This is a genomic window from Pseudanabaena sp. FACHB-1998 (assembly GCF_014696355.1).
Classification (GTDB): domain Bacteria; phylum Cyanobacteriota; class Cyanobacteriia; order Pseudanabaenales; family Pseudanabaenaceae; genus Pseudanabaena.
Map to the genome: position 1 here is coordinate 1 of NZ_JACJQA010000002.1, position 25335 is coordinate 25335.

Genomic DNA, 25335 nt, shown 5'->3' on the forward strand with positions numbered 1-25335 from the left:
AAACTACTGATTAGGTAATCTGAGTATAGGTCTAAGAACTTTCTGTCCATACCTTTCAACCTCTGTCGGAGTCTATCTTTACTCTACTCTGTTTTCCTTCCACGTAACATCAGTTAGTAACAAAGACCAATATTAGAAAAATACGAGCTTCTCATATTAAACATGGAAAAATGGTAAGGATTTGTGCGTTCAAATGGAATATCTTTAAAGTAGTTTTTTGATAATTCGCCAGAAAGCTCATGGAATTTCATAGCTTCATGGATATTACCGAGTTGATTTTGTGCATATCCTAATATTCGGTATAGTCCCGCGCGAAAATAAATATTATTAATCATATTTTCGTGTTCTAATATTTTAGAGATTACTAGAATGATTTGTTGAGAAAACCCTAGTCTCCAACAAGCGAATCCAAAGTTAGCAAATTCATCTTCATCATTATCTTTTAGCTCGAAAATTACTGAAGCAGATAATTCATAATCGTTTACTTCAAAATAATGATGAATTACTTCAAATCCGAGTACAGCATCTTCTACGGTTGTAATTCGTGCAATTTTATGCATAAAGAACTGAGCAGCTTTTCGGTTAGTAGTTTCCCAATCTATTTTATTTTTTATCAAGCGTAATTTTGCACACTCTCGAACAGCAGGATGTAAATAATATTCACCTTTAACTTCAATTAGAGAACTTTTAATTAAATAATCTACAACACAAGCTCGTCGAGACTCAGGGACATCCCATAACAAACAAATCAACCCCTCAAAAGGAACAGTTTTTACATCCTGATAGCGATAGCAACCCATTCGACAGAGCAATTTATAAGCATCAGGTTGATTGTCTCGCAACCAATCCATTTCCACCGAAATCAAAGTTTCTAATTCCGAATCCGCCAACAAAGCATCCTTGTATCGACTCCAATAAGCTCCAATATTGCCATCAAAACGGTTCTTAATCGCACCATGCAGAATATCCATTACCTTCGCATTCCCATTATAGGCATCACGCATCTGCACTAGCGCATCAGAATCCGCCCCATTCTCGTAATCATGGAAATATTGCCGCCATGCCGTAATGTCTAGCCCCTCTAGTGAATACTCATGTACTTTCGCTCTTGTAGCAATCAGCGATCGCCGACTGGTGATCAGCGTAAACGAAAAGACATCGCGATCGCCCAACACTGCTAACAAAGCATCATAGCCGCGCAATTTCTCCCGAAAGCGATAATTCTCATCTAGCGCAGGTTCGAGATTATCGATTAGCACTCCGATAGGATTTGCCCGATCCGCTAACTTCTCTCCCAAAATACCCAAGTTAATCCCAAAGTCCCGACTAGGCTCCTCATCAAAATCCTTCCGCAAAATTTGCGATACCTTCTCTTCCGCAGGCGTAACGTTCCCTGACTCCAATCCCATCTCTATCCGAATCACTTTTTTAAAGTTCGTCTGCAAAAATTCCCGCGCTAATGTTGACTTACCAACGCCTGCGCCTGACTTTACTAAAACGAGCTTGTATTGCTTTCTCAGGTTTGTGAGATTAGTTAGATCGCGATCGCGTCCAATAAATTCAAGTGGTGTTAGTTCTTGGGTGCGATCGAGGATAGGGATATTTTGAGGATTAGGTGGGGTTGAGGGGCGATCGCTTACATGAACAGTACTTTTATTGTTGGATAGTAAATCCTCATAAAATTCATCATAAATGTGGGGCTGAGTTACTTCATCAGGGATATACGTCAGACAAAGTTTCAGTAACTTTTGACGATGAACTTTTTTCTCAGGACTATCTTTGCCATTATCGCTTTTTATTTTATTTCGTTTAATTCCAAAGACTGTAGCAATGTTAGTGATATTTCTGTTTATAGATGATCTATCAACATCCCGAAGGGCTGCAATTTCATCGTCATTTTTACTTTTTAGAAAATATTCAAAGTCAACTTTCTGGGTTGGAGTTAAGCCTTTTCGTTTGCTATCAAATTCTTGCTTGTCCATTATGCCCTGTCGCTAAACCTTTAAACCTGACACTACCTATGATACTATGAATAAATGGGAAAGTTAAGCAAACTAATCCAAAAATTTTAGCCAGTCCGCCAGAAGTCAGATTTGAGGAAGTCCGCACCCTGCTTGAAGGGCTAGGCTTTCACGAAGCGCGGTCAAAAGGCAGCCATCATGTTTTTCGAAACGAACTAGGGAGACAGTTAACTATCCCCAAAACAGGCGGTCAGAAAGTCAAGCGCCCATATATACAAAAAATTGTCGAAATGCTCAATTTAGAGGACTGGAAAGATGACAATAACTAAACCCAATAAATCAACTTCTCAACGTCAGTCTTTAGACTATTACCTCAAACTCACCTATCCGATCACTTTCTATCCCGATCCTGATGGTAGTTATGTAGCTGAAATCAAAGACTTAAATGGCTGTCTGACTCAAGGCGAAACTATCGAAGAAGCCGTTACCAATATCAATGAAGCCCGTGAGTTATGGATAGAAACCGCCTACGAATACGGTGATGCAATTCCCTTACCTAGTTCTGAATCTGAGTATAGCGGTAAACTCATGCTGCGGATGCCCAAAGGTCTACATCATCGACTAGCCACTCTAGCCAAAAGCGAAGGTGTAAGCCTCAATCAATACCTCCTCTTCCTACTTAGTTCTGCCACAGGTAAATCTGCATTGCACTAGACAAAATTTATGTGCGTTTTTGTCTGTGCATTTTTGCACAAGTACTTGGACAGTGCATTTTTGCATATTTGTCAAAAATATTGAGTGTTTCTTTTAACCTGAGTTCATCTCACAAAGAGACAAGTAAATCGATTGCAAGTATGTAACTCTGGTAATTCAAACATGAAAGACAAAATAAAAATTCTTCTCGCGTCTTGTTTAAGTGCGGTTTCAAGTATCCCAACCTTTATGGTTATGCCGCAAGAATCTTCAGCCGCACAAAGGCTTGGCGGTCTCAATATTACTCAAGATGTATGTAGATCTCAAACTTATGTTCTCTATGTAAAGCCTGTCGTGCTAAATAGTGGAGATGCCTATTCTTGGCGTTGTCGAGTCTATCCTTTACCTTTTCTTTCGGGACCATATTTGTATCAGACAGGGATTGATCTGACACGAGTTTGTCAACAGCAATATGGAGGACGGGGCGCTTACGCTTCACCTATGAATACCCGAGATGCTTACTCTTGGCAATGCTTTAGGTAGTAGCGTTAGGCAACATTAGGATCTCTTCTTGATTTTAGCGATCGCTATTTCTATCTTTTATTTAGAAAAAGCGATCGCTTTTCCCACGTTAAGGTTGTATCTCATGCGTATTAAATATTCACTAACTTTATCTGTAGGCACTAGTGTTACTTTGCTACTCTATCCAGCAAAAATTCAAGCACAGTTCGATCCAAATCTTATTAATCAACAAATCCCTCAAAGCCTAGTAGATAGTCCAAACAATTCTCCAAACATTAATATTCCTACATCAAATTTTCCTTTAGGAGATATCAATCAACAGGGAGGAATAATTAACAATAACGGATTATCAGGACAACAAATCAATTGTGGACGAGCTTGCCTGTATTTCTATTCTGATTTTTCTAAAAATGATGCTCGATTTGGTGCAGGAATTAATATTCCACTTTTCGCCCCCGAAAATGAATTAACTACCGCCCAATCAAAAAAGACTCTTTATGACGTAGAAAGTGGTTATATCAAATCTATTTCAGAAGCTTGTCAAACTAAAGATATTGTACGAGCAGAACTTAGCGCAAAAGGATTAGCACGAATTTGGCAGGTAGATTACAAGACCTTACTTCGCCCTAGCTGCGGCTAGTAAATCAATGTTTAAATTCACGATCGCACTTTTAAAATATTTTGCATTTTTCATCATTGGCATATTCCTCGCATTTCCCATATCAGCCATGTTTGGCGCGATCGCCATCCTCCTCTCCTATCTCCCCCTCATCTGGCAAATCCTTTGGCGGACAGGGCTAGGACTAATGATGCTGACAGCGATCGCCTTATTCTTTCAAGCATTGAAAAACTGAACAGGCGATCGCTTAAAACATTCAAACTATGGATTAGTTTTTGCCGACGATAAAATTGGACTGGAGGGATTGAGTATATTTTGCACCGCTTTTGGTGGTTTGGATAATGGATATTTGCAAAGCTGCGTCATTATCGGCTCGGAGCCAAGGTGAACAGTAGCGACCCACAGGCAAAGTGTAATTACTTCCATTGACGATCGCCCCATCACTAGGAGCTAGCTTTGGCGGAATCTTGAAGGTGATGCTACGACGCTTTACATAATCGCTCGCCACCACACCTGTTGCTGATTGCTTGCTCAAACATTGCACTTCAATTTGCGAATCCTTCAGCAATTCACGAACATTACCGCGATCGCTTAGGAAGAGTTGATTGTCAGTACCAACACCTGAAACTTTTTGCAATTGGAAAGCACTTACGCGATCAGGATTAAAGCCGCCCGTAATCTTGACTACTTGTAGATTCTCAGAATTAATAGGAAGTACTTGATATTCCAAGGTTCCCGCCAGTTGATATTGAATCTCAGCATTTTCATTACGGACTGCAACTGTGCCGCCAATTTCTACGCGATCGATTCCTAAAGCTGCGGGGGGTTCTGTAGCAGCCCATTCAAAGCGATAGAAGAGTCGAGCCGTATCTTTGAGATAGGTGTAAGTATCGGCGACATCAGAACTAGGACTGAGCAAACGTGCTAAGCCTCGACGTTCTACCCAGATATTTTTAATTAGAGGTACTTTTTTGCCGATCGCCGTAGTTAAGATGTCGCGATCGTTAATGATTTCCGCAGGAATATCGAGGCGTGGAACGAGTGTAACTCTACCGTAATTACCTGTTTCTCCATTTTTACCATTGCCACTAGATTCACCATCTATTCCATTTTGGCAAGAATAGTACTCAGTGCGAGAAATGCCTTTATTGGTGCGACGATAGAGCCAATCGCCTTGACGGTATTCGGAGGTTCGAGAAAAAGAACGATTGAAATCTAGATCAAATCCATCATTAGAACGACCACAAAGTTTAGTCTCATTGGAATGATATGTCCATGCTGCCTTCGCATCATTAAAAGGACGACGCTCAGTTTCGATGGTGCAGTACTTAATCCGCCAATCTCTTTCTTGACAATTACAGCCTTTGCCACCCACAGCACCACGTCCATTTCGTCCGCCCCTACCGCCAGAGTTGCGAATTTCTAACTGTTTTAGCGCGGCAATATCGGTATAAAAGACAGTAGCATTACCGCCATTACCGCCACGTCCTCCATTTCCTGCATTACCACCACGTCCTCCCGTTGCGCCAATGAGGGAATATTCAGGTCGATAGGGCTGTTCGCAACTACTAGCCGATCGCCCTGCGGTTCCGTCTTCTCCATCTTCGCCATTGGTTCCCGATAGGTCATAGGCAGCAGGTTTACCCTCAACGACAACTTTGATGTTTTGCCCATCTTTGCCTTCGCGTCCATCACGTCCATTGGTTCCATCCTGTCCAGATTGCCCAAAAATGTTCTGGGCGATCGCATTGCCACTGGATAAACTAAGTATCAAGAGGGTGATTGGGAATGATGAAGTTGATTTAGCAATTAATTGAGTAATTAATAATTGTGGCGATCGATTTTTTCGCATAGGTAAAAACCTTTGAGATCAATTGAAAGGGTTTAGAGTATCAGAATAAATTGAAATTTCCTATGTTCCCACATAAGTATAAGCGCATGATTTTTTAGCACGGGTTTAAAGAAGTTATATCGCATTTTGATTATTAAAAATCAAACCCATCCCTATCCAAAAATTAGTGGTGCAGCGCTTTGCACCGCACCACTAATTCTTAGTAAGACTGCTAGAATATGGCAACTTAGCTAGGCGAAAACACAACATCATGTTAACCCTCAGTTATCCGCACATCGAAAAAAATGACCACCAGTCTGCACACTTGCAACGCTTGCCACGCATTAGAATTGCCCAAATTGTTATGGACTATATTGCCTATGGCTGGTCAGTAGAGGAAATCTGTCGTCAACACCTATACTTAACCCTAGCCGAAGCTCACGCAGTAATGGGCTACTATTTTGACCATCAAGAAGAAATTGACCAAGAAATCAGGCAAGAATGGCAGCAAGTTCAAGAAAATATGACTCAATCCTCAAAGTCACCCTTCTACATTCGTATGAAAGCCAAAGGATTGCTGTAGATGGCTATTGTGTTGTACATGGATGTTCATGTTCCTCAAGCGATTACTGATCAGTTGCGTCGTCGAAGCATCGATGTATTAACGGCATTTGAGGACGCAACTATAGAACTTCCTGATGATCAGCTTTTATTAAGAGTGACAGAACTTAAGCGTGTTCTCTTTACTCAAGATATCCGCTTTAGAGTATTAGCCGAAACTTGGCAGATAGAAGGAAAACATTTTTCAGGATTAATCTTTGGTCATCAACTTGGTGGCACGATTGGTCAGTTTGTTAAAGATTTAGAATTGATTGCTAAGGCTTCGGAGCCTGATGAATGGATCAATGCAGTTGAATATATTCCCTTCAAGTGATATTGAGCGCCAATCTTATACCAAAACTAAAAATGGCTAAGTGATTTTTAGTTTAAAAAACTTTACTGAGTATGGTTTTCAATTCACAAAAGTGTATCTACACTTTTGTGAATCGGTATTATAGGGTGCGTTAATGAAATGCTTTGTCAGCCCTCAAAAGAAAAAAGCAGTGCTTTGCACTAGCTTTTTCTTTTGAGGGCTACAGCGATAAAATATGGTGTTGAGAATTTTGCCTACGGCAAAATTCTCAACCTGATTAACTTTTGGAAAATTAAAAATTTATGTCTCTTAATCAAAATCAAGGTCAAAAACTTGAAACCTATAGCAGTAAACATCCCCAAGAAGTTTTACTTGTGAAATTAGAAATTGATGGCGAATTTGATGAAGTGATGATTTTTAAAGGATTTTCTAGCTCCTTGATGCGTTCTACTGCTTTTGATCCTGATGTGCCTGTAATAAGCGATCGCGCCGAAATTATAACTATTGATCGCCTCCAAGCTCCCTATAAACCAAATCAACCTACTTATATCCAGCAAGGGATGACAGGGGCGCAGTTTCAAGCTATGTATGAGATGGGAGAAGCTTGACTTAACTTAATATGCTTGCGGGAATATGCTGGAAGAGACGCGCCAATCAATCTATGCCAAGCAGGTGAGGATCGCCTCATTACTGCTTTATCAGAATGTCCTCAATCAAGAAGCTTGGGGGGCTTATAACAGGCTATTGCAATGCCTCGCCAATTATGCGCTCGATGGTCATGAAAATAGTTCACGAAGGTTAAGTTATTTATTTGCCTATGGCAAGTGGTTTCGGGCGATCGCGGCAACGGGCTATAACTGGCGAGATTATGTAATTGCTCAGATTCTTAGTTCAAATAATCCTTTTAGTCAGCAAGCGCAAACTACGGATCTAGATAAATTACCAATGGCTCTCATAGCGGCCGTCAAGCAAGATCTGCTCGTTTTAGAGGAATTAAGTTTGTGGGGAGGCGACAAATTAGTTGATTTTATTGAAGCTTTTGGCGATCGCTCGGTATCTTGGCAATTAAATAATAGTGATTTGTCCCGTTTATCAGTCCCTAAGCGCGAAATGATGATTAAATTTCAGTCAACGGACAACTGGACACAACTTGTGCCAGATTTAATAGATTATTACAGGCATTCGGGTACAGGAATATTTACAGAATACGAAGCATTTCGCTGGCATAAGGGGCATTTGGAGGGGATTGCCTATCCTGACTTGGTGCAGTTGTCTGACTTAATTGGCTACGAGTCGCAACGTCAAGCTCTTTACAAAAATACAGAGGCATTTCTGGCGGGCTACCATTCTTTGCATGTGCTGCTCTATGGCAGTCGTGGCACAGGCAAATCATCAATGGTCAAATCTTTGATGTATGCCTATCGCGATCGCGGTTTGCGTTTAGTGGAAGTCGCCAAAAATGATTTGAAGGATTTGCCCTTGATCGCTGAGACTTTGCGAAGCATACCGCAGAAATTCATTATTTTTGTGGATGATCTCTCCTTTGAAGAAGAAGGCGAGGACTATAAGGCACTCAAGGTGATTTTAGAAGGTAATCTGTCCGCACAGCCCAATAATCTCTTGGTTTACGCCACTTCTAACCGTCGGCATTTATTGCGCGAATATTTTAGCGATCGCCCAACGTTGAAAGATCTTAGTGAAAGAAAGGAAGTTAATCCTTGGGACACAGTGCAGGAAAAGCTATCCCTCAGCGATCGCTTTGGCTTAACGCTGACCTTTCTCAAGGCTGACCAAGAGATTTATCTCAAAATTGTGTATCATCTCGCTAAGCGTGCGGGTGTGGAATTGGCGATCGAAGATCTTAATTTTCGGGCTTTGCAATGGGCGACGCGTAATAATGGTCAATCAGGACGCACTGCTCAGCAATTTATCGACTTTTTAAAAGCCGATTTAGAAATCAAGAGTTAAGTAAAGGCTAAAAGATTTGTGCTGCAACTCTTTTGGCTAATTCAAAAAATAATTTTGCTTATTTTGCGCTTTATGTTGTAACATAAATATTCGCAACGGGATGTAGCGCAGCTTGGTAGCGCGCCTGCTTTGGGAGCAGGATGCCGTAGGTTCGAATCCTATCATCCCGATAATAAAAAAAAGAACTCGGCAAAGCCGAGTTCTTTTTTTTGCATAATTTTAAGTGCTTTTGCAAAATAAATTACCAAAACCCATAAAGTTGCGCCCCGTAGGGGCGCAACTTTATGGGTTTTGGTTTGTAATTAATTATGCCTAGCTACTTAAAAGCGTTACTTGGTAACGCTTTTATTATTTGAGAAAAGTAATTTGCAAGTCTTGCGATCGCTGAACTTGCTTGCGCCATGCGGTAATGCCACCAGTTAAAGTTAAAACCTGATAGCCGCGATCGCTGAGAGTTGCTAAATATTTATTGGCTTTAATTGATCGCTGACCTGATGTGCAGTACAAAACGATTGTCGGTTTCGTGGGATTGGCAAGATTTTGCTTCTCGTAATTTTTAATGATTGCTTGCAACTGTGACAGCCCTAACCCCGCCTCAATATCCGTAAAAGGCACAAGGGGACTGTTGCCAATGTGATCCTCTTGGTATTCGTCGGGCGATCGCACATCAATTAAAATTACTGGCTTAAATTTACCGCTAGTCAGTTCCGCAACCGTAATTTGGGGCGTGCTGAAGCTTTGCAAGTATACGGGCAAGCTCATTTGCTGTTGATAAGCCATGATCGTCAAAGTGCCAGCCGTAGCGAATACCAATGCTCCCGCGATCGCGAGGGGCAACCAATATTTCCGTTGAGCAAAGCGTCTAATCAAACTATTACCCATTTACTTGTTAGTTTGGTAGTCCTAGATTAATTTTAAGAATGGGCGGCGCGAAGCGCCGCCCATTCTTAAAATTAATCTTCTTCGATACGGCTTGCGCCTCTCTCGTAGAGCTTACAGATGCCCCGACGGCTAGATTTGATGAAATTGCAGAAGAGTTGAATATCAGGATTATCAGCAAATTGTGGATCGGCTCCTAGAAACTCGATCGCCTGTGTACGGTTGCGATCGGATTTATAGAGAATTTCGTAGGCAGCTAAAATGGTGCGGCGGCGTTCATGGCTGAATCCATTGCGGCGCAAACCGAGCCGATTTAGTCCAAATACCATATTTGTATCTACTGCCATGCAGTAAGGCGGCACATCCATGCCAAGGCGAGTCTGTCCACGAATCATGGCAAAAGCACCAATGCGCGTAAATTGATGCACCACCGAATCACCGCCCATAAAGGCATTGTTATGGACTTCGACATGTCCCGCCAGTAGGACATTATTTACGATAATTACGCGATCGCTAATGGTGCAGTTATGCGCCACATGAGCGCCCGTAAACAACATATTGTCATTGCCGATTTTGGTAAACGAGCCTTCCTTTGTGCCGCGATTGACGGTGACATATTCCCGCAACACATTGCGATCGCCAATCTCCACAAAACTAATCGCCCCTTTATAGGAAGTATCCTGCGGCTCCGAGCCAATAATCGCTCCATAGCCAATTTGATTGTCATTACCAATTTTGGTATGCCCAGTGACGATCGCCCTCGCCCTAATCTCACAGCGATCGCCAATCTCCACAAATTCGTCCACAATGGCATCGGCTCCGATGGTTGTGCCTTCACCAATTTTAGCGTTGGGGTGAACGATCGCCCGAGGATGAATCGTAATATTACGATCTGGCGCAGGATTTTGCTGAGGATTTTGCTGCATGTTTGGCATGGAAATAGCGGTCTAGAGGCTGAGCTAGGAAATAAATCAAGTGATGGGAATAGTTTATCGCAATCGATAGTCTAAGTAGCTGGGCATAATTAAAAAACCAGAACCCCAACCTGTAGCGCAGCGTGCGCTACAGGTTGGGGATTTTATATTTAATTTCGCCTAGCTATTTAGAAATTCTATTTTCTAGCGGTCAAAACCCCAAACTTCTCAAGGCGAACCATAATCTCTTCCAATAACTGCCCATAACTAAAATTAGTTTTTTGCAAAATCTTCTGCACAGAACCACTCAAGCGATTGTAATCAGTATCGGTTAAATCCCTAGCAGTAATGATAATGATGGGGATTGAAGGTGTATTGTAGCGTAATCTTAGTAAATGGATAAATTCAAAGCCATCGATATTCGGCATCATTAAATCCAGCAAAATTAGTTGTGGCATACTTGTATTAATATGTTCCAAAGCTTCTTGTCCATCTTGAGCCTCAAAAACAATACAGTTCTCTTTTTCCAGCATTCGCTTAAGCATCGATCGCACAGGAATGTCATCTTCAATAATCAGTACCGATAGGGGTAAGTTATGAATATTGTATTCTTGGATTTTATCTATTAGATTGAAATAAATAGACCGATATTTCTCAATTGTCAGAATTAAGCGATCGCGATCAATCGGTTTAAATAAATAATCATTTGCACCAATCTCATAGCTTCCATATTGATGATCTTCATTAATAGTCAGCAAGATAATCGGAATACTGGAAGTCAAGAGTTGGGACTTTAGCTCTTTGAGAACTTCCCAACCACTCATAGAAGGCATTTGCACATCTAAAACAATCGCACTAGGTAAAACTTCATGGGCAAGGTTAATCCCGTCTTTTCCAGAAAAAGCCGAATGAATCACAATCCCATGATGCTGAAGATGAGCTTTAGTGTACTGATGCACCATCGGATCGTCATCAATCACTAAAATGGATGGAGCAGCTATTTTCTCATTGTCCCCATTGATTGGCGACTGAGGATCTATAGAAAGTTGCGATTTTAAGTTCGATGATTTTTTAGCCGCAATTTCACAATTAACTGGTAAGTAAATAGTAAATTGAGATCCTGTACCCAATTCACTCTGGACGATAATTTCACCGCCCATCATTTGACACAACCGTTGACTGATCGCCAGCCCTAAGCCAGTCCCCCCATATTGTCTAGTAGTTGAACTATCTACTTGGCTAAAGGGGTGAAACAGCTTTTGGAGATTTTCGGGGCTAATTCCAATCCCCGTATCACTGATCGTAAAGCAGAAATATTCTTCTTGCTCCAAGAATTGGCGACTGATTTTCATCGTAATCACCCCTGCTTTGGTAAATTTACAGGCGTTGCTGAGAATATTTAAGAGAATTTGGCGTACACGGGTTAGATCGGCACGAATTGCTCCTATTTGATCTTCACAATCGATGGTAAGGAGATTACTATTCTTGTTCAATAATGGCTGAATTGTGGTGGTAGCTTCCCAAATTACATTTTCCACTTCAAAATCATCGTAATAAATTTCTAACTTACTCGCTTCAATTTTGGTCATGTCCAAAATATCGTTGATGAGATCGAGTAAATGCTTACCAGATTGATAGATTTTCTTGAGATCTTCGACAAAATCATCTATTCCCAATAGAGCCGCATCTTCCTGTAGCATTTCGCTATAGCCAATAATTGCATTTAAGGGAGTTCGCAATTCATGGCTCATATTTGCCACAAAAGTACTTTTAGTGCGATTGGATTCTAAGGCGCGATCGCGGGCTAGGGCGAGTTCTTCATTCATAATCCTGAGAGCCTCTTCATCCCGTTTGCGGCGCATCAAAGCACCGAGCTGCATAGCGATCGCCCCTATCAATCCCACCAATTGCTGATCGCCATCATTGGGCGACATCGTAAAAAATGCCATAATCGCTACGACCTTCGTATCGGCACTCACAGGAATTGCTAAGCCTGAGCGCAGATTGCATTCCATAGCAGGATATTTCCGTAGAAAATGAGATTCAGTTTCCAAGGAAATATCCCAAATCCATTCTGGACGTTGATGCTCCCAGACTCGTCCCGGAAAACCAATGCCACAGGGGAAAGAAATCTTTTCGCTCAATTTCCGAAATTCCTCTAATCCTTCAACGCTGCTGTACCATGCGGGACTACATACCAAGGATTGATTGTCAGGCGCAGGAATCCATGCTTCTCCATAATCCCATCCTGTAAATTGACAGATCTTACTAAGAACCACTTTTAAGGCGGCATTAAAGTCTCTAGCTGCACCAATTTCCAAAGTTAGAATTTGGAGTAGTTGCGATTCCTCCTCGGCGCGTTTGCGTTGGGTAATATCCTGCACCGTCCCTTCAAATCCAATCAGATGGCGATCGCGATCGCGTACTGCTCTCACATTTTCCGAAATCCAGATTTTAGAACCATCCCGCCGATAAACTTGGGATTCAAAATTAGAAACAGTGTCATGAGTACGCAAAATATCAATAAATTCTTGCCGACGATTAGGGCTAACGTAAATCTGGTGAGCGATATTCGTGACGTTGTTAATTAGTTCTTCGGCAGAATTATAGCCATAGATTTTAGCTAGCATCGGATTAGCGATGATATAGCGTCCATCAATAGTTGTCTGAAAAATTCCCTCCACCGCATTTTCAAAAATACTCTGATACTTGGCTTCGGCATTCTCTAAGTCATCCCGAAGCTTAGATGTTCTGGATTTGAGGAGTTTATAGGTCTCAGTCGCTTGCTTGACAACCTGTCTTAATTCTTCGACTTGATAGGGTTTGGTAATGTATTTGAAAACTTTTGATTCGTTAATTGCATCTACCAATCCCCGAATATCCGTATGAGCCGTTAAGATAATCCGCAAAGTATCGGGATATTTCTCAGCAACTTGACTTAAAAACTCTGTACCAGACATCATTGGCATCCTTTGATCGGAAACAATTACGCCAATATCTGGCTCCTGTTCCAAAATTTCCAATCCCTCAAACCCATTTTTAGCTTTTAAAATCTGATATTCGCGATGAAAGATGCGATGGAGTAGATCTAAATTGTCTACTTCATCATCAACAATTAGTAACTTGTTCTTTTTAGCGCTATCCATGGGTTTGGTTGCGAACTGACTTTCGCCTTAAAATATGAGGAAATTGACTTTTCTAAAGTTAGCAAAGTTAATTACTAAGATATGGTTTACTGTGCGACATATCTGGCAATAATTCAACAGCAATTTAATTTAAAAATCAGCAAAAATATATTATGAAAATTGTCGTGACGGGTGCTACGGGATTTGTTGGTGTGAAATTAGTAGAACGTTTACATGCGCTAGGCGATCGCATTGTGGTTCTGGCTCGCAATTCACAAAAAGCAAACCGTCAATTTCCGCAGGAGTCTTTTCCTAATGTTGAAGTCATTGGCTATAACCCTTTGGAGTTAGGCGATTGGACAAAGGTGGTTTCGGGTTGTGAAGCCGTGATTAATCTCGCAGGCGAACCTTTAGCGGGTGTGCGTTGGACAGATAAACGTAAGCAGGAAATTCGCGATAGTCGGATTTTGACCACGAAGGTATTGGTGGAGGCGATCGCTAAGGCAGATGTGAAGCCGCAAGTGTTAATCAGTGGATCGGCGATCGGTTATTACGGCACAAGTCTCACTAAGGACTTTGATGAATATAGCTATGCAGGCAGTGACTTTTTGGCGAATGTCTGCAAGGACTGGGAAGCGGCGGCTGAAGGCGTAAGTAATTTGGGTGTGCGCTTAGTTAAGCTCAGAACGGGAATTGTTTTGGGTATGGGCGGCGCATTAGCCAAAATGCTCCCGATTTTTCAAGTAGGCGGCGGCGGCAAAATTGGCTCTGGGAAGCAATGGTTTTCATGGGTTCATCGGGATGATCTGGTGGAGCTAATCATTTTTGCAGTAAAAAATAACCAAATAATTGGCGCAGTCAATGCTACGGCTCCCCAACCTGTCACAAATGAAGATTTCACCGTTGCTTTTTCTAAAGCGATTAAACGTCCTGCCTTTCTCCCTGTCCCTGCGGCAGCTTTAATTTTGGTATTTGGTGAAGGTGCAACAGTTTTGCTGGATGGTCAAAAGGTATTACCTAAAAAAGCGGAGATCAATCAATTTGCCTTCAAGTATCCCCAGATTGAGGCAGCCCTAGGTCAAATATTTAGTTAAAAGAGCAATAAAAAAGAACCAATTAAGTTGGTTCTTTTTTATTGTTTTATTTAGATGGGCCGAGCTGGATTTGAACCAGCGTAGGCGTAGCCAGCGGATTTACAGTCCGCCCCCATTAACCACTCGGGCATCGACCCTTTGCTCAGTCACAGGTTATCTGTGTTCCAAGCGAATCTAATCATATACACTTATTGCACTCCTTGCAATAGCAATTTCCAAATTAATTCTAAGTTTAGGGACTAAGGCTTCGCCTTAGTCCCTAAACTTAGAATTTGCGAAACCCGATCGCGATCGCACTCAAGAAAATAATCCCCATCACTCCAGCGATCGGATTGCCACCAATACCCGTAATCCACTCAGGCACAACCCCAGTCGCTCTAATCAAATGCGTAGTATTCACAATGTAGTAGCACCAAATCAAGCCGCCATGTAAACCGATCGCTACTCCTAGTCTGCCACCACATCTGCGCCTTGCGATGACTAAAGCCACGCTCAGCATCACCAAACCTAAAAACTGGCTCCATGTTGCCAAAATTACGTTTAGGGGTTTGATAAAGTGCAGAATTGCAAATACCAAACTGGCAGCTAGGAGGGCAGTTTTCTTGGAATAATCCCGCTCTAGCTCCGATAGCAACCACCCCCGAAAGAGCATTTCTTCAGCAAAGGCAACACCTACGGATGTGAGTAATCCGGGGGCGATCGCCCCTTGCCAGTCTACAAAATATACCCCAATCATCGGTAATAGACGTGCGGGCAAAGGATTTTGCCAATCACTAGTTTGTAAGGTGAGCCAGCCAAGTCCCACTTGCAAAAATACAAATAGCAATAGAGCGAAACTGCCTAAACCTAAGCCAAATAGGAAATCACGTCCATTTTTGCCGTTAAAAAATAGTCCGTAATAACGAAAGGGGTGGGGATATTTAGCAATTTTGCGTCCCCAAAACCAGATTAAGCCTAAAAATTCGCTGTATAGCAAGATGGTTAAGCCTACTCCCACCGATTGCCCAAAAATGAGGTGCATTGGCGCAGCGATCGGCAGCCAGATCACTAGTAGGGTTAACAAAAAAAGAATGATGCGGATTGGTGCGGGATAGGTATTCAGGCGATCGAGATTCACAAAAAATCCACAAAAAACAAAAATAGGATGATTAGCACCAATCCTACCTTTAATACCAAAGCTAAAAATGGCGTTGCCATTTTTAGCTTTTATAGCTGTTGTCATTCTTGAACCCCAGAAGACGAGTGGCGGCGCAAAGCGCCGCCACTCGTCTTCTGATTTTGCAAGTACCCAAATTTGTACACTTGCCTAAAAGAAAGGCAGTGCGACGCACTGCCTTTCTTTTAAGATTCGGGTTCAATCGTGCTAGTTAAGCCTTTACTTTGGAGTCCATCACAATAAAATTCTGCATGTTCTTGAACGCAGGTAATTACTAACGCACAACCATTCGCATGGGCTGCCATCATAATATCTACCGCTTGAGGCTGGGTTAGTCCATTAACTACTTGCATTAAAGTCTGGACGACATATTCCATCGAGTTGTAATCATCGTTATGCAGCAAAACTCGATATCTAGGGGCAATTTTGCGTATGGTTGCGGGGCGAGTAATAGTTTCAGTAGACATAGATAGGATTGTCTCCAGTCAGATTAAGGTGGGTTTAAGTGGGATTGGTGTATGAATATGAATAATTGCGGTCTTTGTGGCTCGACCTAGCTCTTGACTTTCATGTTCTATTTGAAAGATGAACTAGTAATAATACTTAGTACGTCCAACTCCATTATAAATAGGATTTATAAAAATGTGAAGCTTGACTGTCCCAAAAACAAAATGAGGTAGCGCTTGACGCTACCTCATTTTGTTTTATACAAAACCCAATAAGATAATGGCGGCGCAAAAGCCGCCATTATCTTATTGGGTTTTGAGAGCTATAAAATCTGCTCTTAGTCCGCTTGAGGAGATTGATAATATACGCCACTGCCCTGATCAGGAACATATATGCAATCTTTTTGGGAAGTAAAAAATGATTTCCAAATCGGAACATTGGAAACTCGGTAATACTTACCTAGAACTGGCTTGATGGCTTCAGTTGCAGTTTTGAGATGATAGTGAGGAATACCAATAAAGATGTGATGGGCAACGTGAGTGCCAATATTGTGATGAATATTGTTAAAAATGCCATAGTCGCGATCGATAGTGGAAAGCGCTCCCTTCAGGAAGTACCAATCCTTGCCCCGATACCAAGGAATATCCGCTTCGGTGTGATGCAAATAGGTAACTAGATCGAGCCATACTACGAAAACAAGGTAAGGAACGATATAGAACTTAAATAGAAAGAGAAATCCATAGGTGAAACCAAGCCATCCTAAGAAGCCAACCATTGCTAACCAAAGACTGGTGCTGGTGATGATATCGGTAGTTTCTGATTCGCGGAACAAATCGTTATTAGGAACGAAGTGGGAAGCAGTAGGACGAGCAGGCGATCGCTTAAATAGATAGAGAGGATAGGCAAACAACAGGGCATTAAAGCGAATTAGCTTACCGAGCCAATCCATCTCTTTATATTGGGTTTCGGTGACAGGATACCAACTTTCATCGGTGTCAATATTGCCTGTATTTTGGTGGTGAGTGCGGTGACTGATCCGCCAACCATGATAGGGGACAAGAATGGGAATATGGGTCAGATGTCCAATGAGGTTATTTAGCCACTTGCTTCGAGAAAAGGAACCATGCCCACAGTCATGCCCAACTACAAAATAAGCCCAAAACATAGTGCCTGCGGCAAACCAAAAAATTGGATAAAACCACCATGCATCCAAGTATGCAGCAGTGGCGTACAGCCCCACAATAATTGCGGTATCGGCAAAATAATAGGCGAGCGATCGCCATGGATTAGGAGCAAAACATTCAGTAGGAATAGCGGATTTTACATCTTGGAAGGTAAACGGAAGTTCGGTTTGAGATGTCGAAGATGTATCGGTAAGCGGATTTTCGAGATTGATCCGATGAATAGTCGTAGACGACACGTATATTTCCCTGTTGTTAAGAAAAATTAAGTTAATTTCTTGATTCTAGCAGTAACTTGGCTTCTTCCTCAAATCCAAAGTTATTCAGTAAAAAAGCCCAACGATCGCCTTTTACTCGAATATAAGCTTGCATTTGCGCGATTGCTCTTTGATCCCCATTTTGTAGTTTTAGTTTTTGGGAGTCCTTTGGTGAATCCTTTAAATTGCAAATTTCATAATCAAAGGGTGTCCGCCAAACTAGATTTCCTGCACGATGCAGTAGTCCTAGGGCGATCGCTGCATCAGGGTACATCTTCGCCACATCAGCAAAATTTCCTTGGCGCGGTAACTTAGGTAATAGGGCTAGCGCTTGCTGCCGCAGCTTTTGCTGCTGTTGCAAGAAAAAATTTGCCCTTTGGCGATCGCCATCATCTAATAAACCCGTTGGCTCACTCACCAACATCAACGCCTCCGCAGGTTGATCATCCCGTCCCGCTCGTCCTATTTCTTGGATATATTCAGAGAGGGTTAAAGGCGGATGAAAATGTAGAACCCAACGGGTATCAGGCTTGTTAATGCCGAGTCCAAAGGCGGAAGTGCAGATCACGAAAGGGAATTGATTAGTTAGCCACATCTGCTCAATTTGGCGGCGCTCTTGGGGCGGCAGTCCCGCATGATAGGCAGCAGTTTTGAGAGACTTTTGCCGTAACCATGTGGCTAATTCTTCGGCATCACGACGGCTACGCACATAAATTAAGCCCGATTTGCCTTGGCGATCGCTAATAAATTTTAAGGTTTTGGCTTTGCGTCCTGCGGGAGTCCAAGCAATTTCCACATTCAGACTGAGGTGGGGACGGTAGGGGCTAGTGCGGACAAGTTTGGGATTTTGCAGATCTAAGCAACTTTGTAATTCGGCAGTCGCTTCGCGATCGGCGGTTGCGGTAAATGCAGCGATCGCAATGGGGGGATGATGATCGGGCTTATGCGATCGCAAAGCCTGACGGACTGCACCTAAGCGGCGATAGCTAGGACGAAAAGTATCGCCCCACTGCACTAAACAATGAGCCTCATCGAGCATTATTCCTGTGATTTTGAGTTGGCGATCGCATAGCTTTTCCCACACTGGCTGACTGAGCAAAGTTTCAGGAGAAATATAAAGCAACCGAGTATGCGCTAGATTTTTGAATACTTCCCGTCGTGCTATTTGCGATAAATTACTATGTAAGCAAGCGGCTGGCAAATTCCGAGACTGCAAGTCCCTCACTTGATCTTCCATTAATGCGAGTAATGGCGAAATAACCAGAGTCAAACCCTCCTTTAAGATGGCTGGTAGCTGAAAACAAATAGACTTTCCCCCACCTGTAGCCATAATTGCCAAACTATCTTGTCCCTGCAAAAGGCTAGTTACAATTTCCCGTTGAGTTGTCCTTAAATCTTCGTATCCCCATACCTTTTGGAATATCTGTTTAACGTTTTCCCATTCTGAAAATGTCTCGCCCATCTGAAATAACCATATTTTCTTTACATTAAGATATATCACTTGCTGGCAAAGTGATATATCTTAAAACACAAATTGGCTAAGCCATTTTGTGTTTTTAAAACCCTGACTGGGAAGGGAGTAGTAAAAGCAACTATAACTCTAATAGACAATGCTTGATGTATTATCTATTTCATGTATTTTCTAGTATTAAGAGTTTAGAGACTAGTAATCCGAATTAATCTGCAAGATTTATTAAGAGAGATTGGTACTAGTTAAAATGAGTTGGCTGACAAGGAAAGATCATCTTAAGCTATTTATATTTTATTGTTAGGCTTGCTAGGTAAAAGAGCGTAAGCCCTTTATCAAGACAATGTGCTAGCCTGAAGTGCTATCTACAACTAATTTAGTATAGCAATCCTAAAGGATTTAAGAGAGTGCGCTTCTTCTTCGCGCCCCCCTCAAATCCTTTAATTTCACAAACAAAATAGAATTGCTATATTGCTATATGTATTGTTAATTACCAATATTTATTTAGAGATTTTAAAATCAAGAAAAACAAGAAAAATCCTTATTTATCTTGATTCTGAAGCTAAATATTGCCACATTAGAGATAATTGGGATAAGGTAGTTAACGGAGTCAGAATTTAGACATATCAGAGCCACACTTACATAATAAATTTATATACAGCTTCGGACAACGCTTTTTTAACTGCGTCTGGCAAATTATCGCCACGCAAAAACAATCTCAATGGGGTTTTAGGCTTTCGCATTGTGGCAGTCAGCGTAAAAAGTGTGGTAATTATGTTATTTATCTTAAAAAGCAAACCCATTGGATTATCAAGATTAAGTGCTTAAATCTCGTTTTAAAGGAAATCTGTTCAGGTGAGATCAAAAGAGTCATCCACTCTTGCTATGAAAGAGATGCTTCATCACGTACTAACGGTTGAAGATCCTAAGGGATTTCGTAATTTTCTGCTTCATAACATGACCTATTCGATGGGGCGTAGTTTAAATAACTCGATTATTCTTCGCTCTAATCTTGTATCTCGACAACATGCAACTCTTCTGGCAGTCGCACATCCGAGCAATGGCTCATATTTCTTTCGTCTTATTGATGGAAATCTCAATGGCGATCGCAGTACCAATGGGATTCTTATTAATGGGAAAAAGCGGTTTTCTCATATCTTGTCCCACGGCGATGAAATCATCTTTAGTAAAGACACTAAGGTTGTTTATCAAGTTATTAGTACAATTTCTAGCGCCCGCAAAAATAAAAACCTCAAAAATAATGCTTTTGATAATAGTAATTACCTAACAAACAATCAACAATCTAACCAAGGTTTACCAGCAGAAAATTTAGTTAAGATATCAAGCTTACAAACTATTTTAGAAGCAGATTTACCTGCACATGTGCGGGAAACGATTAATCAATTTACAACTACTCCAGAGTTAAATCCTCAACCAATTCTGGAATTAAACCTTGTAGGAAGATTACTATATCTAAATCCTGCGGCTCTCAATAAGTTTCCTGATCTTGATGAAAAAGGAATTAATCATCCTCTATTACAGGAACTATTAATTCAATTAGTTCCCCTAGTTAATCCTGTATGCAATTTTTTTGTCAGGGAAATTGAGTTTGAAGATAAAGTATTTGAAGAAATTATTCACTTCATGCCCAATGAAGTAATTCGCCTACACATATCAGATATTACGAAACAAAAGAATGCTGAAGCTGTTATTTCCTATCAAATTCATCACGATTTATTGACAGGATTACCAAATCGCAAGTACTTGCATGACTATTTGATGGAAACCGTTAAAAGCTCAGAAGATCCGCAGCAAAGATTTGCAATTTTATTTCTTGATATTGATCGCTTTAAATTGATTAATGATTCTCTAGGTCATCATATTGGCGACTTGTTATTAAAAGCTGTAAGCGATCGCCTGAAAAATTTAATCCAAAGTAATGATTTATTAGTGCGTTGGGGAGCCGATGAATTTGCGATGGTCATCAAGTTAGTGCAATCCCTTGATGCCGTTACCCAAATAGCGGAAGCGATGATTCAATCATTGAATCTGCCCTTTGTCTGTGATGGAAATGAGTTGCATATTACCACCAGTATAGGCGCGAGTATTTATCCCGATCATAATACTGAGGTGGAAGGACTGATTCATAATGCGGATATGGCGATGTATCGCGCTAAGGAAGAGGGACGCAATAGTTTTCAGTTTTATATTCCCAATATGCAGGAGCAAAGTTTCCAACGATTGGTAATGGAAAACCATTTGCGACGAGCTTTAGAAAATGAAGAGTTGATCGCCTATTACCAACCTCAAGTGGATCTCGCTTCAGGCAAGATTGTGGGATTAGAAGTATTGCTACGGTGGAAACACGTTACTTTAGGTTCGGTATCTCCTAGTAAATTTATTCCTTTAGCCGAAGAAACGGGATTAATAATTGCCATTGGTAATTGGGTATTACGGCATACTTGTTTACAGGCGATCGCTTGGCAAAATATGGGCTTAGCACCCATTCAAATTGGGGTAAATTTATCGATTAAACAACTCCAACAAAAAAACTTTTTAGAATCCTTGCAGCAAATTATCGAAGAAACAAATTTTGATCCTCATTATTTGGAATTAGAAATTACTGAAGGAATAATGATGGACAATATGCAGGAGAAGATTCAAATGCTGAATCAATTCCGCAAGATGGGAATTCAGCTATCGGTCGATGATTTTGGGACTGGCTTTTGTAACCTTAGTTATCTCAAAAATCTACCCCTTGATACGCTCAAAATAGATCGCTCATTTATTGAATACATTACTCATAAAGAACGCGATCGCGCCATTGTCTCCTATCTCATTAGTTTGTCCCATAGTCTTAATTTGAAAGTCATCGCGGAAGGTGTGGAAACCAGAGAGCAAGCGGATTTGTTAAAGTCCCTAGGATGCGATCGCATTCAAGGCTATTTTTTCCATAAAGCCTTGCCAGCCGATGAGATTGAGGCTTTATTAAGAGCGCAGGCTGTTACTCAACCTAATGAATAATTCAGCGCTTCGCGCTTGCTGGAAATCTCATAAATAAAAAAAGATTGCGAAGCAATCTTTTTTTATGAATAGTTGCAGCGCTTTGTGCTGCAACTATTCATTAGGTTAACCATAGTCTCAGGTTTAGCTCTTGACTGGGGGAAGCATTGGGTATTTGAGCAATCTCAAAATGACTCACCATCGGTTCTTGTAAAGTCACTTTCACAGTGCGTAAGAGATCTTGTTGAAAAATAGTTACCTCGATCGCCTCGCCTATGGCAAAATCTCGCAACCTTTCGTTAAGCCCCTCGGCGGTAACCCGAATACCTGCGATCGCTAATAAAATATCCCCTGCACTAATACCTGCTTTTTGAGCAGGGGAACCGAACTCGACCTTCTCAACTTCCGTAACTCCACTTTTAGACTTAGGAGTAATTCCCATAAAGGGAATATCATGACGAGAGGCGCGTAGCTCTAGCCCAAAGGGTTCCAGATAATAGTTATAGTCAAGATCCTTAGTGCCATAAAGATAATCCTTCCAGAAGCCCGAAAGATCTACTCCTGCTACATTTTCGATAACTTCATGGAGTTCATCTTCGCTAAAACCAATTTCTGGCTTACCAAAGCGTTCCCACATAATTTGCATCACCCGATCTAGCGATCGCAAATTGTTAGACTTATCGCGAATAATCAAATCTAACAGCATTGACACTAGCTCACCCTTAAGATAATAGGAAATCTGGCTGTTGTGGGTATTTGCATCAGGACGATAGAGCTTAATCCATGTATCAAAGCTAGATTCATAAAGAGGTTGCACATTGCGTCCAAAGGTAGTTTGGAGTCTCGTAATACTCTTGCTAACAAGTTTGAGATAATGCTTAGCATCATAAAGCTTTGCCCGAAGCGGAAAAATTTGATCGTAATAGCTAGTCGTTCCTTCGCTAAACCAAAGGGAACTTGTATAGTTCTCATGGTCATAATCAAAGGTTTCTAGAGCCTTAGGTCGAATCCTTTTTACATTCCAAGTATGGAAAAACTCATGAGCCACGAGATTAATAAATTGTAGATAGCTTTCTTCTTTACGGAATCCGAGACGATTGTATAAAAGTACGGTGCAGTCTTTATGCTCTAAGCCACCAAAGCCATTGCTCGCATGGAGAATAAAGTCATAGTGGTCATAGGGCAGTCCTCCAAATATTTCTGCTTCTACCGCCACGATTGCCGCCGTATCTCGGATAACCCGTTGCATATCCGCATTATGTTGCCCCCAAACCACAAAGCTATGGGGTTTATCGAGAACTTGAAACTCATGGCGATCGTGAATTCCCATCTCAAAGGGACTATCTACGAGGGTATCAAAATCCTTAGCATAGAAGCAATGTGGATTAGGCGTAGCTGGTAAAGCTGTTGCGATTTTCCATTGGGCGTTAGGTAAGGTAACTTCCACTTGATATCCCTGATGCAGATATTCAGGAACATACATAAACACAGCCGCACCTGTAAAAAAGGCATGGGTACGATCAATGTGATTAGTCCGCACCGTGAGTTCATTACAAAAAATGCGATAGCGAATTTTGATCGGCGAATTAATGGTTGAACTAGTTGAATTATTTGGGCGATCGCCACACTTCACCCGCCAATGATTTTTACTAATTTTTTGCCATGGTAGAGATTCCCCTTGATCAGCGATCGCTGTAAAGTCTTGCAAATTTTTGGCATATTCCCTTACTAAATAAGACCCAGGAGTCCAAACGGGCAGTTTCAGATCAAGAGAATCCGCGCACCAATCAGCGATCGTTAGTTCGACTTGTAACAAATGATTTTCTGGCTCAGGAATTGATAGGCGATAGGTAAATTGGTTTTGAGAAATATTACCTACTTTTTGTGAATCCATCATTTTTTGCTTAACCCTGCTCAGCAATGCTTATATAGTGGTTTTCAAATAAATGTATATTCATCTGAAAATCGCTATAGCTAATATATCAGCAGATCCCTACGATCTCCATCATTCACACGCCCAGTCAAATAAATAACCGATTTTGTAGAGCCTGACAAAGTCAGGCTCTACAAAATCGGTTATTTACTCCCTTCCCAGTATAAAAAACCCAAGAAGTGAGTGGCGGCGCGAAGCGCCGCCACTCACTTCTTGGGTTTTGTTTTTTCTTAATGCAAGTGACAACAGTTATAAGAGCGTGTTTGAGAAGTCTCCTATCTAGCATAAATTTCTGCTTTTACCCCCCTTAATCCCCCCTTTGAAAGGGGGGAAACTTGAATCCTCCCCCTTTCAAGGGGGAGTTAGAGGGGGTAAAAAACTTCTCAAACACGCTCTAACTTTAAATCTTCAGCAAGCATTGCTTTTAAAAGATTGAAAGCAAACAAGGGGCTTAAGCCCCTTGCCTCGCGATTATTAATGAGTTCCTGCCTTCTGGGCTGTGTCTTTGAGATTGGCATTAAAGAACATGGGAATGAACTTCTCCACAAAAGAAGAAGGATCTTTGTCCCATGCTTTCTTGAATATATCGATCCGAGTCTTTTGTAACTCAGAAGAGAATAAAGTCTCAGGGAGTTGATTGAGCAAATATTGAGGACGTTCCCATAGAGGAAGGGTTTCAGAAATCTTCAATAAATTCTCAAGGCGGCGCACTTCTGCACCAGCGAGAACATCCATTCCTGACTCAAACGCAGCATGTTCGATCGCTACATATTTACGCTTCGCAGCATCAACCTTGGCATAATGCGCTTCACTCTTTTTCGCAATCTCTCCAAGCTTGCGATTACCCCAACGCACATGAGCCGCTTCTTCAGGAAGAATCTTCTCAATGGTTTCGCGAATCTTGACGTTTTCGGGAGTTTGCTCAACTTTCTTGAGAGAGCGAATATGGGCGGCGAAATATTCACAACCACGCTTTTCGGCGACATTGATTCCCGCCAAGGCATCAATCACAAAATCCTCAGGATTGGAAGAGACTTCGTACTTGCTCAAGCGGTTAAATTCATCAATATATAAATTGCCATCGGGTGTACCGATCTCTTCGCCAAGCTCATACAGCAAATCAGTTAACCAAGCTGCATGACGGGCTTCATCCGAAACATGATGTGATAGATCTTGAATTAGCTCACGAGGCTTGCCATTGAGAAATTCCATCAGTCCAGTCAAATCTTTGCAACTACGCTGTTCGCTAAAGCGATAGCGATTTAAGGTGGTCATGTGGACTTCGCGCTGACGCACTACATTATCGAGAATGTCTTCAGCACTGAGTTGACCGCGAAATTTACGGGGATATGCAACAGTCATTTTATAAAC

At 41.5% G+C, this 25335-nt stretch carries 22 protein-coding genes and 2 tRNA genes; 12 read left to right on the plus strand and 12 right to left on the minus strand.

Features of this window, described 5'->3' with window-relative positions; genetic code table 11:
- Positions 1-113: 113 nt before the first annotated feature.
- Positions 114-1982, minus strand: a complete 1869-nt coding sequence (locus H6F42_RS00135) for an ATP-binding protein (RefSeq protein ID WP_190397324.1) — start codon at positions 1980-1982, stop codon at positions 114-116.
- A gap of 128 nt (positions 1983-2110) precedes the next feature.
- Here H6F42_RS00135 and H6F42_RS22230 point away from each other — a divergent pair, with 128 nt between their 5' ends.
- The 5 genes from H6F42_RS22230 (at position 2111) to H6F42_RS00160 (ending at position 4030) form a co-directional block, all read left to right on the plus strand.
- Positions 2111-2290, plus strand: a complete 180-nt coding sequence (locus H6F42_RS22230) for a type II toxin-antitoxin system HicA family toxin (RefSeq protein ID WP_347272276.1) — start codon at positions 2111-2113, stop codon at positions 2288-2290.
- Entirely contained in the window at positions 2277-2675 is a 399-nt protein-coding gene (locus H6F42_RS00145; RefSeq protein WP_190397325.1) for a type II toxin-antitoxin system HicB family antitoxin, read from the plus strand. Before H6F42_RS22230 ends, H6F42_RS00145 begins: the two co-directional genes overlap by 14 nt.
- A gap of 162 nt (positions 2676-2837) precedes the next feature.
- Positions 2838-3197, plus strand: coding sequence for a hypothetical protein (locus H6F42_RS00150; protein ID WP_190397326.1), 360 nt, complete (start codon positions 2838-2840; stop codon positions 3195-3197).
- Positions 3198-3225: 28 nt separating this feature from the next.
- Entirely contained in the window at positions 3226-3816 is a 591-nt protein-coding gene (locus tag H6F42_RS00155; RefSeq protein WP_190397327.1) for a hypothetical protein, read from the plus strand.
- Between the two features lie 7 nt (positions 3817-3823).
- Positions 3824-4030, plus strand: a complete 207-nt coding sequence (locus H6F42_RS00160; RefSeq protein ID WP_190397328.1) for a hypothetical protein — start codon at positions 3824-3826, stop codon at positions 4028-4030.
- Positions 4031-4063: 33 nt separating this feature from the next.
- On the opposite strand, the gene H6F42_RS00165 is transcribed toward H6F42_RS00160, so the two are convergent.
- Positions 4064-5647 carry a hypothetical protein gene (locus tag H6F42_RS00165; protein ID WP_190397329.1) on the minus strand — a complete coding sequence of 528 codons (1584 nt, stop codon included), beginning with the start codon at positions 5645-5647 and terminating at the stop codon, positions 4064-4066.
- 250 nt (positions 5648-5897) lie between these two features.
- Here H6F42_RS00165 and H6F42_RS00170 point away from each other — a divergent pair, with 250 nt between their 5' ends.
- From H6F42_RS00170 to H6F42_RS00190, 5 genes are all read left to right on the plus strand, one after another.
- Positions 5898-6209 carry a DUF433 domain-containing protein gene (locus H6F42_RS00170; protein ID WP_190397330.1) on the plus strand — a complete coding sequence of 104 codons (312 nt, stop codon included), beginning with the start codon at positions 5898-5900 and terminating at the stop codon, positions 6207-6209.
- A complete protein-coding gene (locus H6F42_RS00175; RefSeq protein WP_190397331.1) occupies positions 6210-6560 on the plus strand; it encodes a DUF5615 family PIN-like protein in 351 nt (116 codons plus the stop codon).
- 281 nt (positions 6561-6841) lie between these two features.
- The gene (locus tag H6F42_RS00180) at positions 6842-7147 is read left to right on the plus strand and encodes a hypothetical protein (RefSeq protein ID WP_190397332.1); all 306 of its coding nucleotides are present in this window, start codon (positions 6842-6844) and stop codon (positions 7145-7147) included.
- A gap of 25 nt (positions 7148-7172) precedes the next feature.
- Positions 7173-8507, plus strand: a complete 1335-nt coding sequence (locus H6F42_RS00185; protein WP_190397333.1) for an ATP-binding protein — start codon at positions 7173-7175, stop codon at positions 8505-8507.
- A gap of 96 nt (positions 8508-8603) precedes the next feature.
- Positions 8604-8677, plus strand: a tRNA-Pro gene (locus H6F42_RS00190).
- A gap of 178 nt (positions 8678-8855) precedes the next feature.
- On the opposite strand, the gene H6F42_RS00195 is transcribed toward H6F42_RS00190, so the two are convergent.
- From H6F42_RS00195 to H6F42_RS00205, 3 genes are all read right to left on the minus strand, one after another.
- Positions 8856-9389: a rhodanese-like domain-containing protein gene (locus tag H6F42_RS00195; RefSeq protein WP_190397334.1), complete on the minus strand. Its 534-nt coding sequence runs from the start codon at positions 9387-9389 to the stop codon at positions 8856-8858.
- Between the two features lie 71 nt (positions 9390-9460).
- Entirely contained in the window at positions 9461-10312 is an 852-nt protein-coding gene (gene lpxA, locus H6F42_RS00200; protein ID WP_242018280.1) for an acyl-ACP--UDP-N-acetylglucosamine O-acyltransferase, read from the minus strand.
- Positions 10313-10497: 185 nt separating this feature from the next.
- Complete coding sequence (locus H6F42_RS00205) at positions 10498-13446, minus strand: response regulator (protein WP_190397336.1); 2949 nt, start codon at positions 13444-13446, stop codon at positions 10498-10500.
- Positions 13447-13598: 152 nt separating this feature from the next.
- On the opposite strand from H6F42_RS00205, the gene H6F42_RS00210 reads away from it, so the two are divergent.
- Complete coding sequence (locus H6F42_RS00210) at positions 13599-14519, plus strand: TIGR01777 family oxidoreductase (protein WP_190397337.1); 921 nt, start codon at positions 13599-13601, stop codon at positions 14517-14519.
- Between the two features lie 55 nt (positions 14520-14574).
- On the opposite strand, the gene H6F42_RS00215 is transcribed toward H6F42_RS00210, so the two are convergent.
- From H6F42_RS00215 to H6F42_RS00235, 5 genes are all read right to left on the minus strand, one after another.
- Positions 14575-14656 (minus strand) — tRNA-Tyr (locus H6F42_RS00215).
- 128 nt (positions 14657-14784) lie between these two features.
- Positions 14785-15741: a type II CAAX endopeptidase family protein gene (locus H6F42_RS00220; protein WP_242018281.1), complete on the minus strand. Its 957-nt coding sequence runs from the start codon at positions 15739-15741 to the stop codon at positions 14785-14787.
- Between the two features lie 119 nt (positions 15742-15860).
- Positions 15861-16142: an ATP-dependent Clp protease adapter ClpS gene (gene clpS / locus H6F42_RS00225; RefSeq protein WP_190397338.1), complete on the minus strand. Its 282-nt coding sequence runs from the start codon at positions 16140-16142 to the stop codon at positions 15861-15863.
- 317 nt (positions 16143-16459) lie between these two features.
- Complete coding sequence (locus tag H6F42_RS00230; protein WP_190397339.1) at positions 16460-17542, minus strand: DUF3474 domain-containing protein; 1083 nt, start codon at positions 17540-17542, stop codon at positions 16460-16462.
- Positions 17543-17573: 31 nt separating this feature from the next.
- A complete protein-coding gene (locus H6F42_RS00235) occupies positions 17574-19022 on the minus strand; it encodes a RecQ family ATP-dependent DNA helicase (RefSeq protein ID WP_190397340.1) in 1449 nt (482 codons plus the stop codon).
- A gap of 900 nt (positions 19023-19922) precedes the next feature.
- On the opposite strand from H6F42_RS00235, the gene H6F42_RS00240 reads away from it, so the two are divergent.
- Positions 19923-22052 (plus strand): EAL domain-containing protein, encoded by a 2130-nt coding sequence (locus tag H6F42_RS00240; RefSeq protein WP_190397341.1) that lies wholly within the window; start codon positions 19923-19925, stop codon positions 22050-22052.
- A 100-nt stretch (positions 22053-22152) separates the two neighbouring features.
- Here H6F42_RS00240 and H6F42_RS00245 read toward each other — a convergent pair whose 3' ends face one another.
- Both H6F42_RS00245 and H6F42_RS00250 read right to left on the minus strand, forming a co-directional pair.
- Positions 22153-23928 (minus strand): M61 family metallopeptidase, encoded by a 1776-nt coding sequence (locus H6F42_RS00245; RefSeq protein WP_190397342.1) that lies wholly within the window; start codon positions 23926-23928, stop codon positions 22153-22155.
- Positions 23929-24438: 510 nt separating this feature from the next.
- The gene (locus H6F42_RS00250) at positions 24439-25326 is read right to left on the minus strand and encodes a ferritin-like domain-containing protein (protein ID WP_190397343.1); all 888 of its coding nucleotides are present in this window, start codon (positions 25324-25326) and stop codon (positions 24439-24441) included.
- Between the last annotated feature and the right edge of the window lie 9 nt (positions 25327-25335).

What these genes read in the sequence shown, in the direction of transcription:
- H6F42_RS00160 (WP_190397328.1), top strand. Translation starts at nt 3,824, where the DNA reads ATGTTTAAATTCACGATCGCACTTTTAAAATATTTTGCATTTTTCATC.
- H6F42_RS00205 (WP_190397336.1), bottom strand. Translation starts at nt 13,446, where the DNA reads ATGGATAGCGCTAAAAAGAACAAGTTACTAATTGTTGATGATGAAGTA.
- lpxA (WP_242018280.1), bottom strand. Translation starts at nt 10,312, where the DNA reads ATGCAGCAAAATCCTCAGCAAAATCCTGCGCCAGATCGTAATATTACG.
- H6F42_RS00170 (WP_190397330.1), top strand. Translation starts at nt 5,898, where the DNA reads ATGTTAACCCTCAGTTATCCGCACATCGAAAAAAATGACCACCAGTCT.
- H6F42_RS00185 (WP_190397333.1), top strand. Translation starts at nt 7,173, where the DNA reads ATGCTGGAAGAGACGCGCCAATCAATCTATGCCAAGCAGGTGAGGATC.
- H6F42_RS00150 (WP_190397326.1), top strand. Translation starts at nt 2,838, where the DNA reads ATGAAAGACAAAATAAAAATTCTTCTCGCGTCTTGTTTAAGTGCGGTT.
- clpS (WP_190397338.1), bottom strand. Translation starts at nt 16,142, where the DNA reads ATGTCTACTGAAACTATTACTCGCCCCGCAACCATACGCAAAATTGCC.
- H6F42_RS00240 (WP_190397341.1), top strand. Translation starts at nt 19,923, where the DNA reads ATGCTTCATCACGTACTAACGGTTGAAGATCCTAAGGGATTTCGTAAT.
- H6F42_RS00245 (WP_190397342.1), bottom strand. Translation starts at nt 23,928, where the DNA reads ATGATGGATTCACAAAAAGTAGGTAATATTTCTCAAAACCAATTTACC.
- H6F42_RS00195 (WP_190397334.1), bottom strand. Translation starts at nt 9,389, where the DNA reads ATGGGTAATAGTTTGATTAGACGCTTTGCTCAACGGAAATATTGGTTG.
- H6F42_RS00210 (WP_190397337.1), top strand. Translation starts at nt 13,599, where the DNA reads ATGAAAATTGTCGTGACGGGTGCTACGGGATTTGTTGGTGTGAAATTA.
- H6F42_RS00175 (WP_190397331.1), top strand. Translation starts at nt 6,210, where the DNA reads ATGGCTATTGTGTTGTACATGGATGTTCATGTTCCTCAAGCGATTACT.
- H6F42_RS00220 (WP_242018281.1), bottom strand. Translation starts at nt 15,741, where the DNA reads ATGACAACAGCTATAAAAGCTAAAAATGGCAACGCCATTTTTAGCTTT.
- H6F42_RS00165 (WP_190397329.1), bottom strand. Translation starts at nt 5,647, where the DNA reads ATGCGAAAAAATCGATCGCCACAATTATTAATTACTCAATTAATTGCT.
- H6F42_RS00235 (WP_190397340.1), bottom strand. Translation starts at nt 19,022, where the DNA reads ATGGGCGAGACATTTTCAGAATGGGAAAACGTTAAACAGATATTCCAA.
- H6F42_RS00250 (WP_190397343.1), bottom strand. Translation starts at nt 25,326, where the DNA reads ATGACTGTTGCATATCCCCGTAAATTTCGCGGTCAACTCAGTGCTGAA.
- H6F42_RS00145 (WP_190397325.1), top strand. Translation starts at nt 2,277, where the DNA reads ATGACAATAACTAAACCCAATAAATCAACTTCTCAACGTCAGTCTTTA.
- H6F42_RS00180 (WP_190397332.1), top strand. Translation starts at nt 6,842, where the DNA reads ATGTCTCTTAATCAAAATCAAGGTCAAAAACTTGAAACCTATAGCAGT.
- H6F42_RS00135 (WP_190397324.1), bottom strand. Translation starts at nt 1,982, where the DNA reads ATGGACAAGCAAGAATTTGATAGCAAACGAAAAGGCTTAACTCCAACC.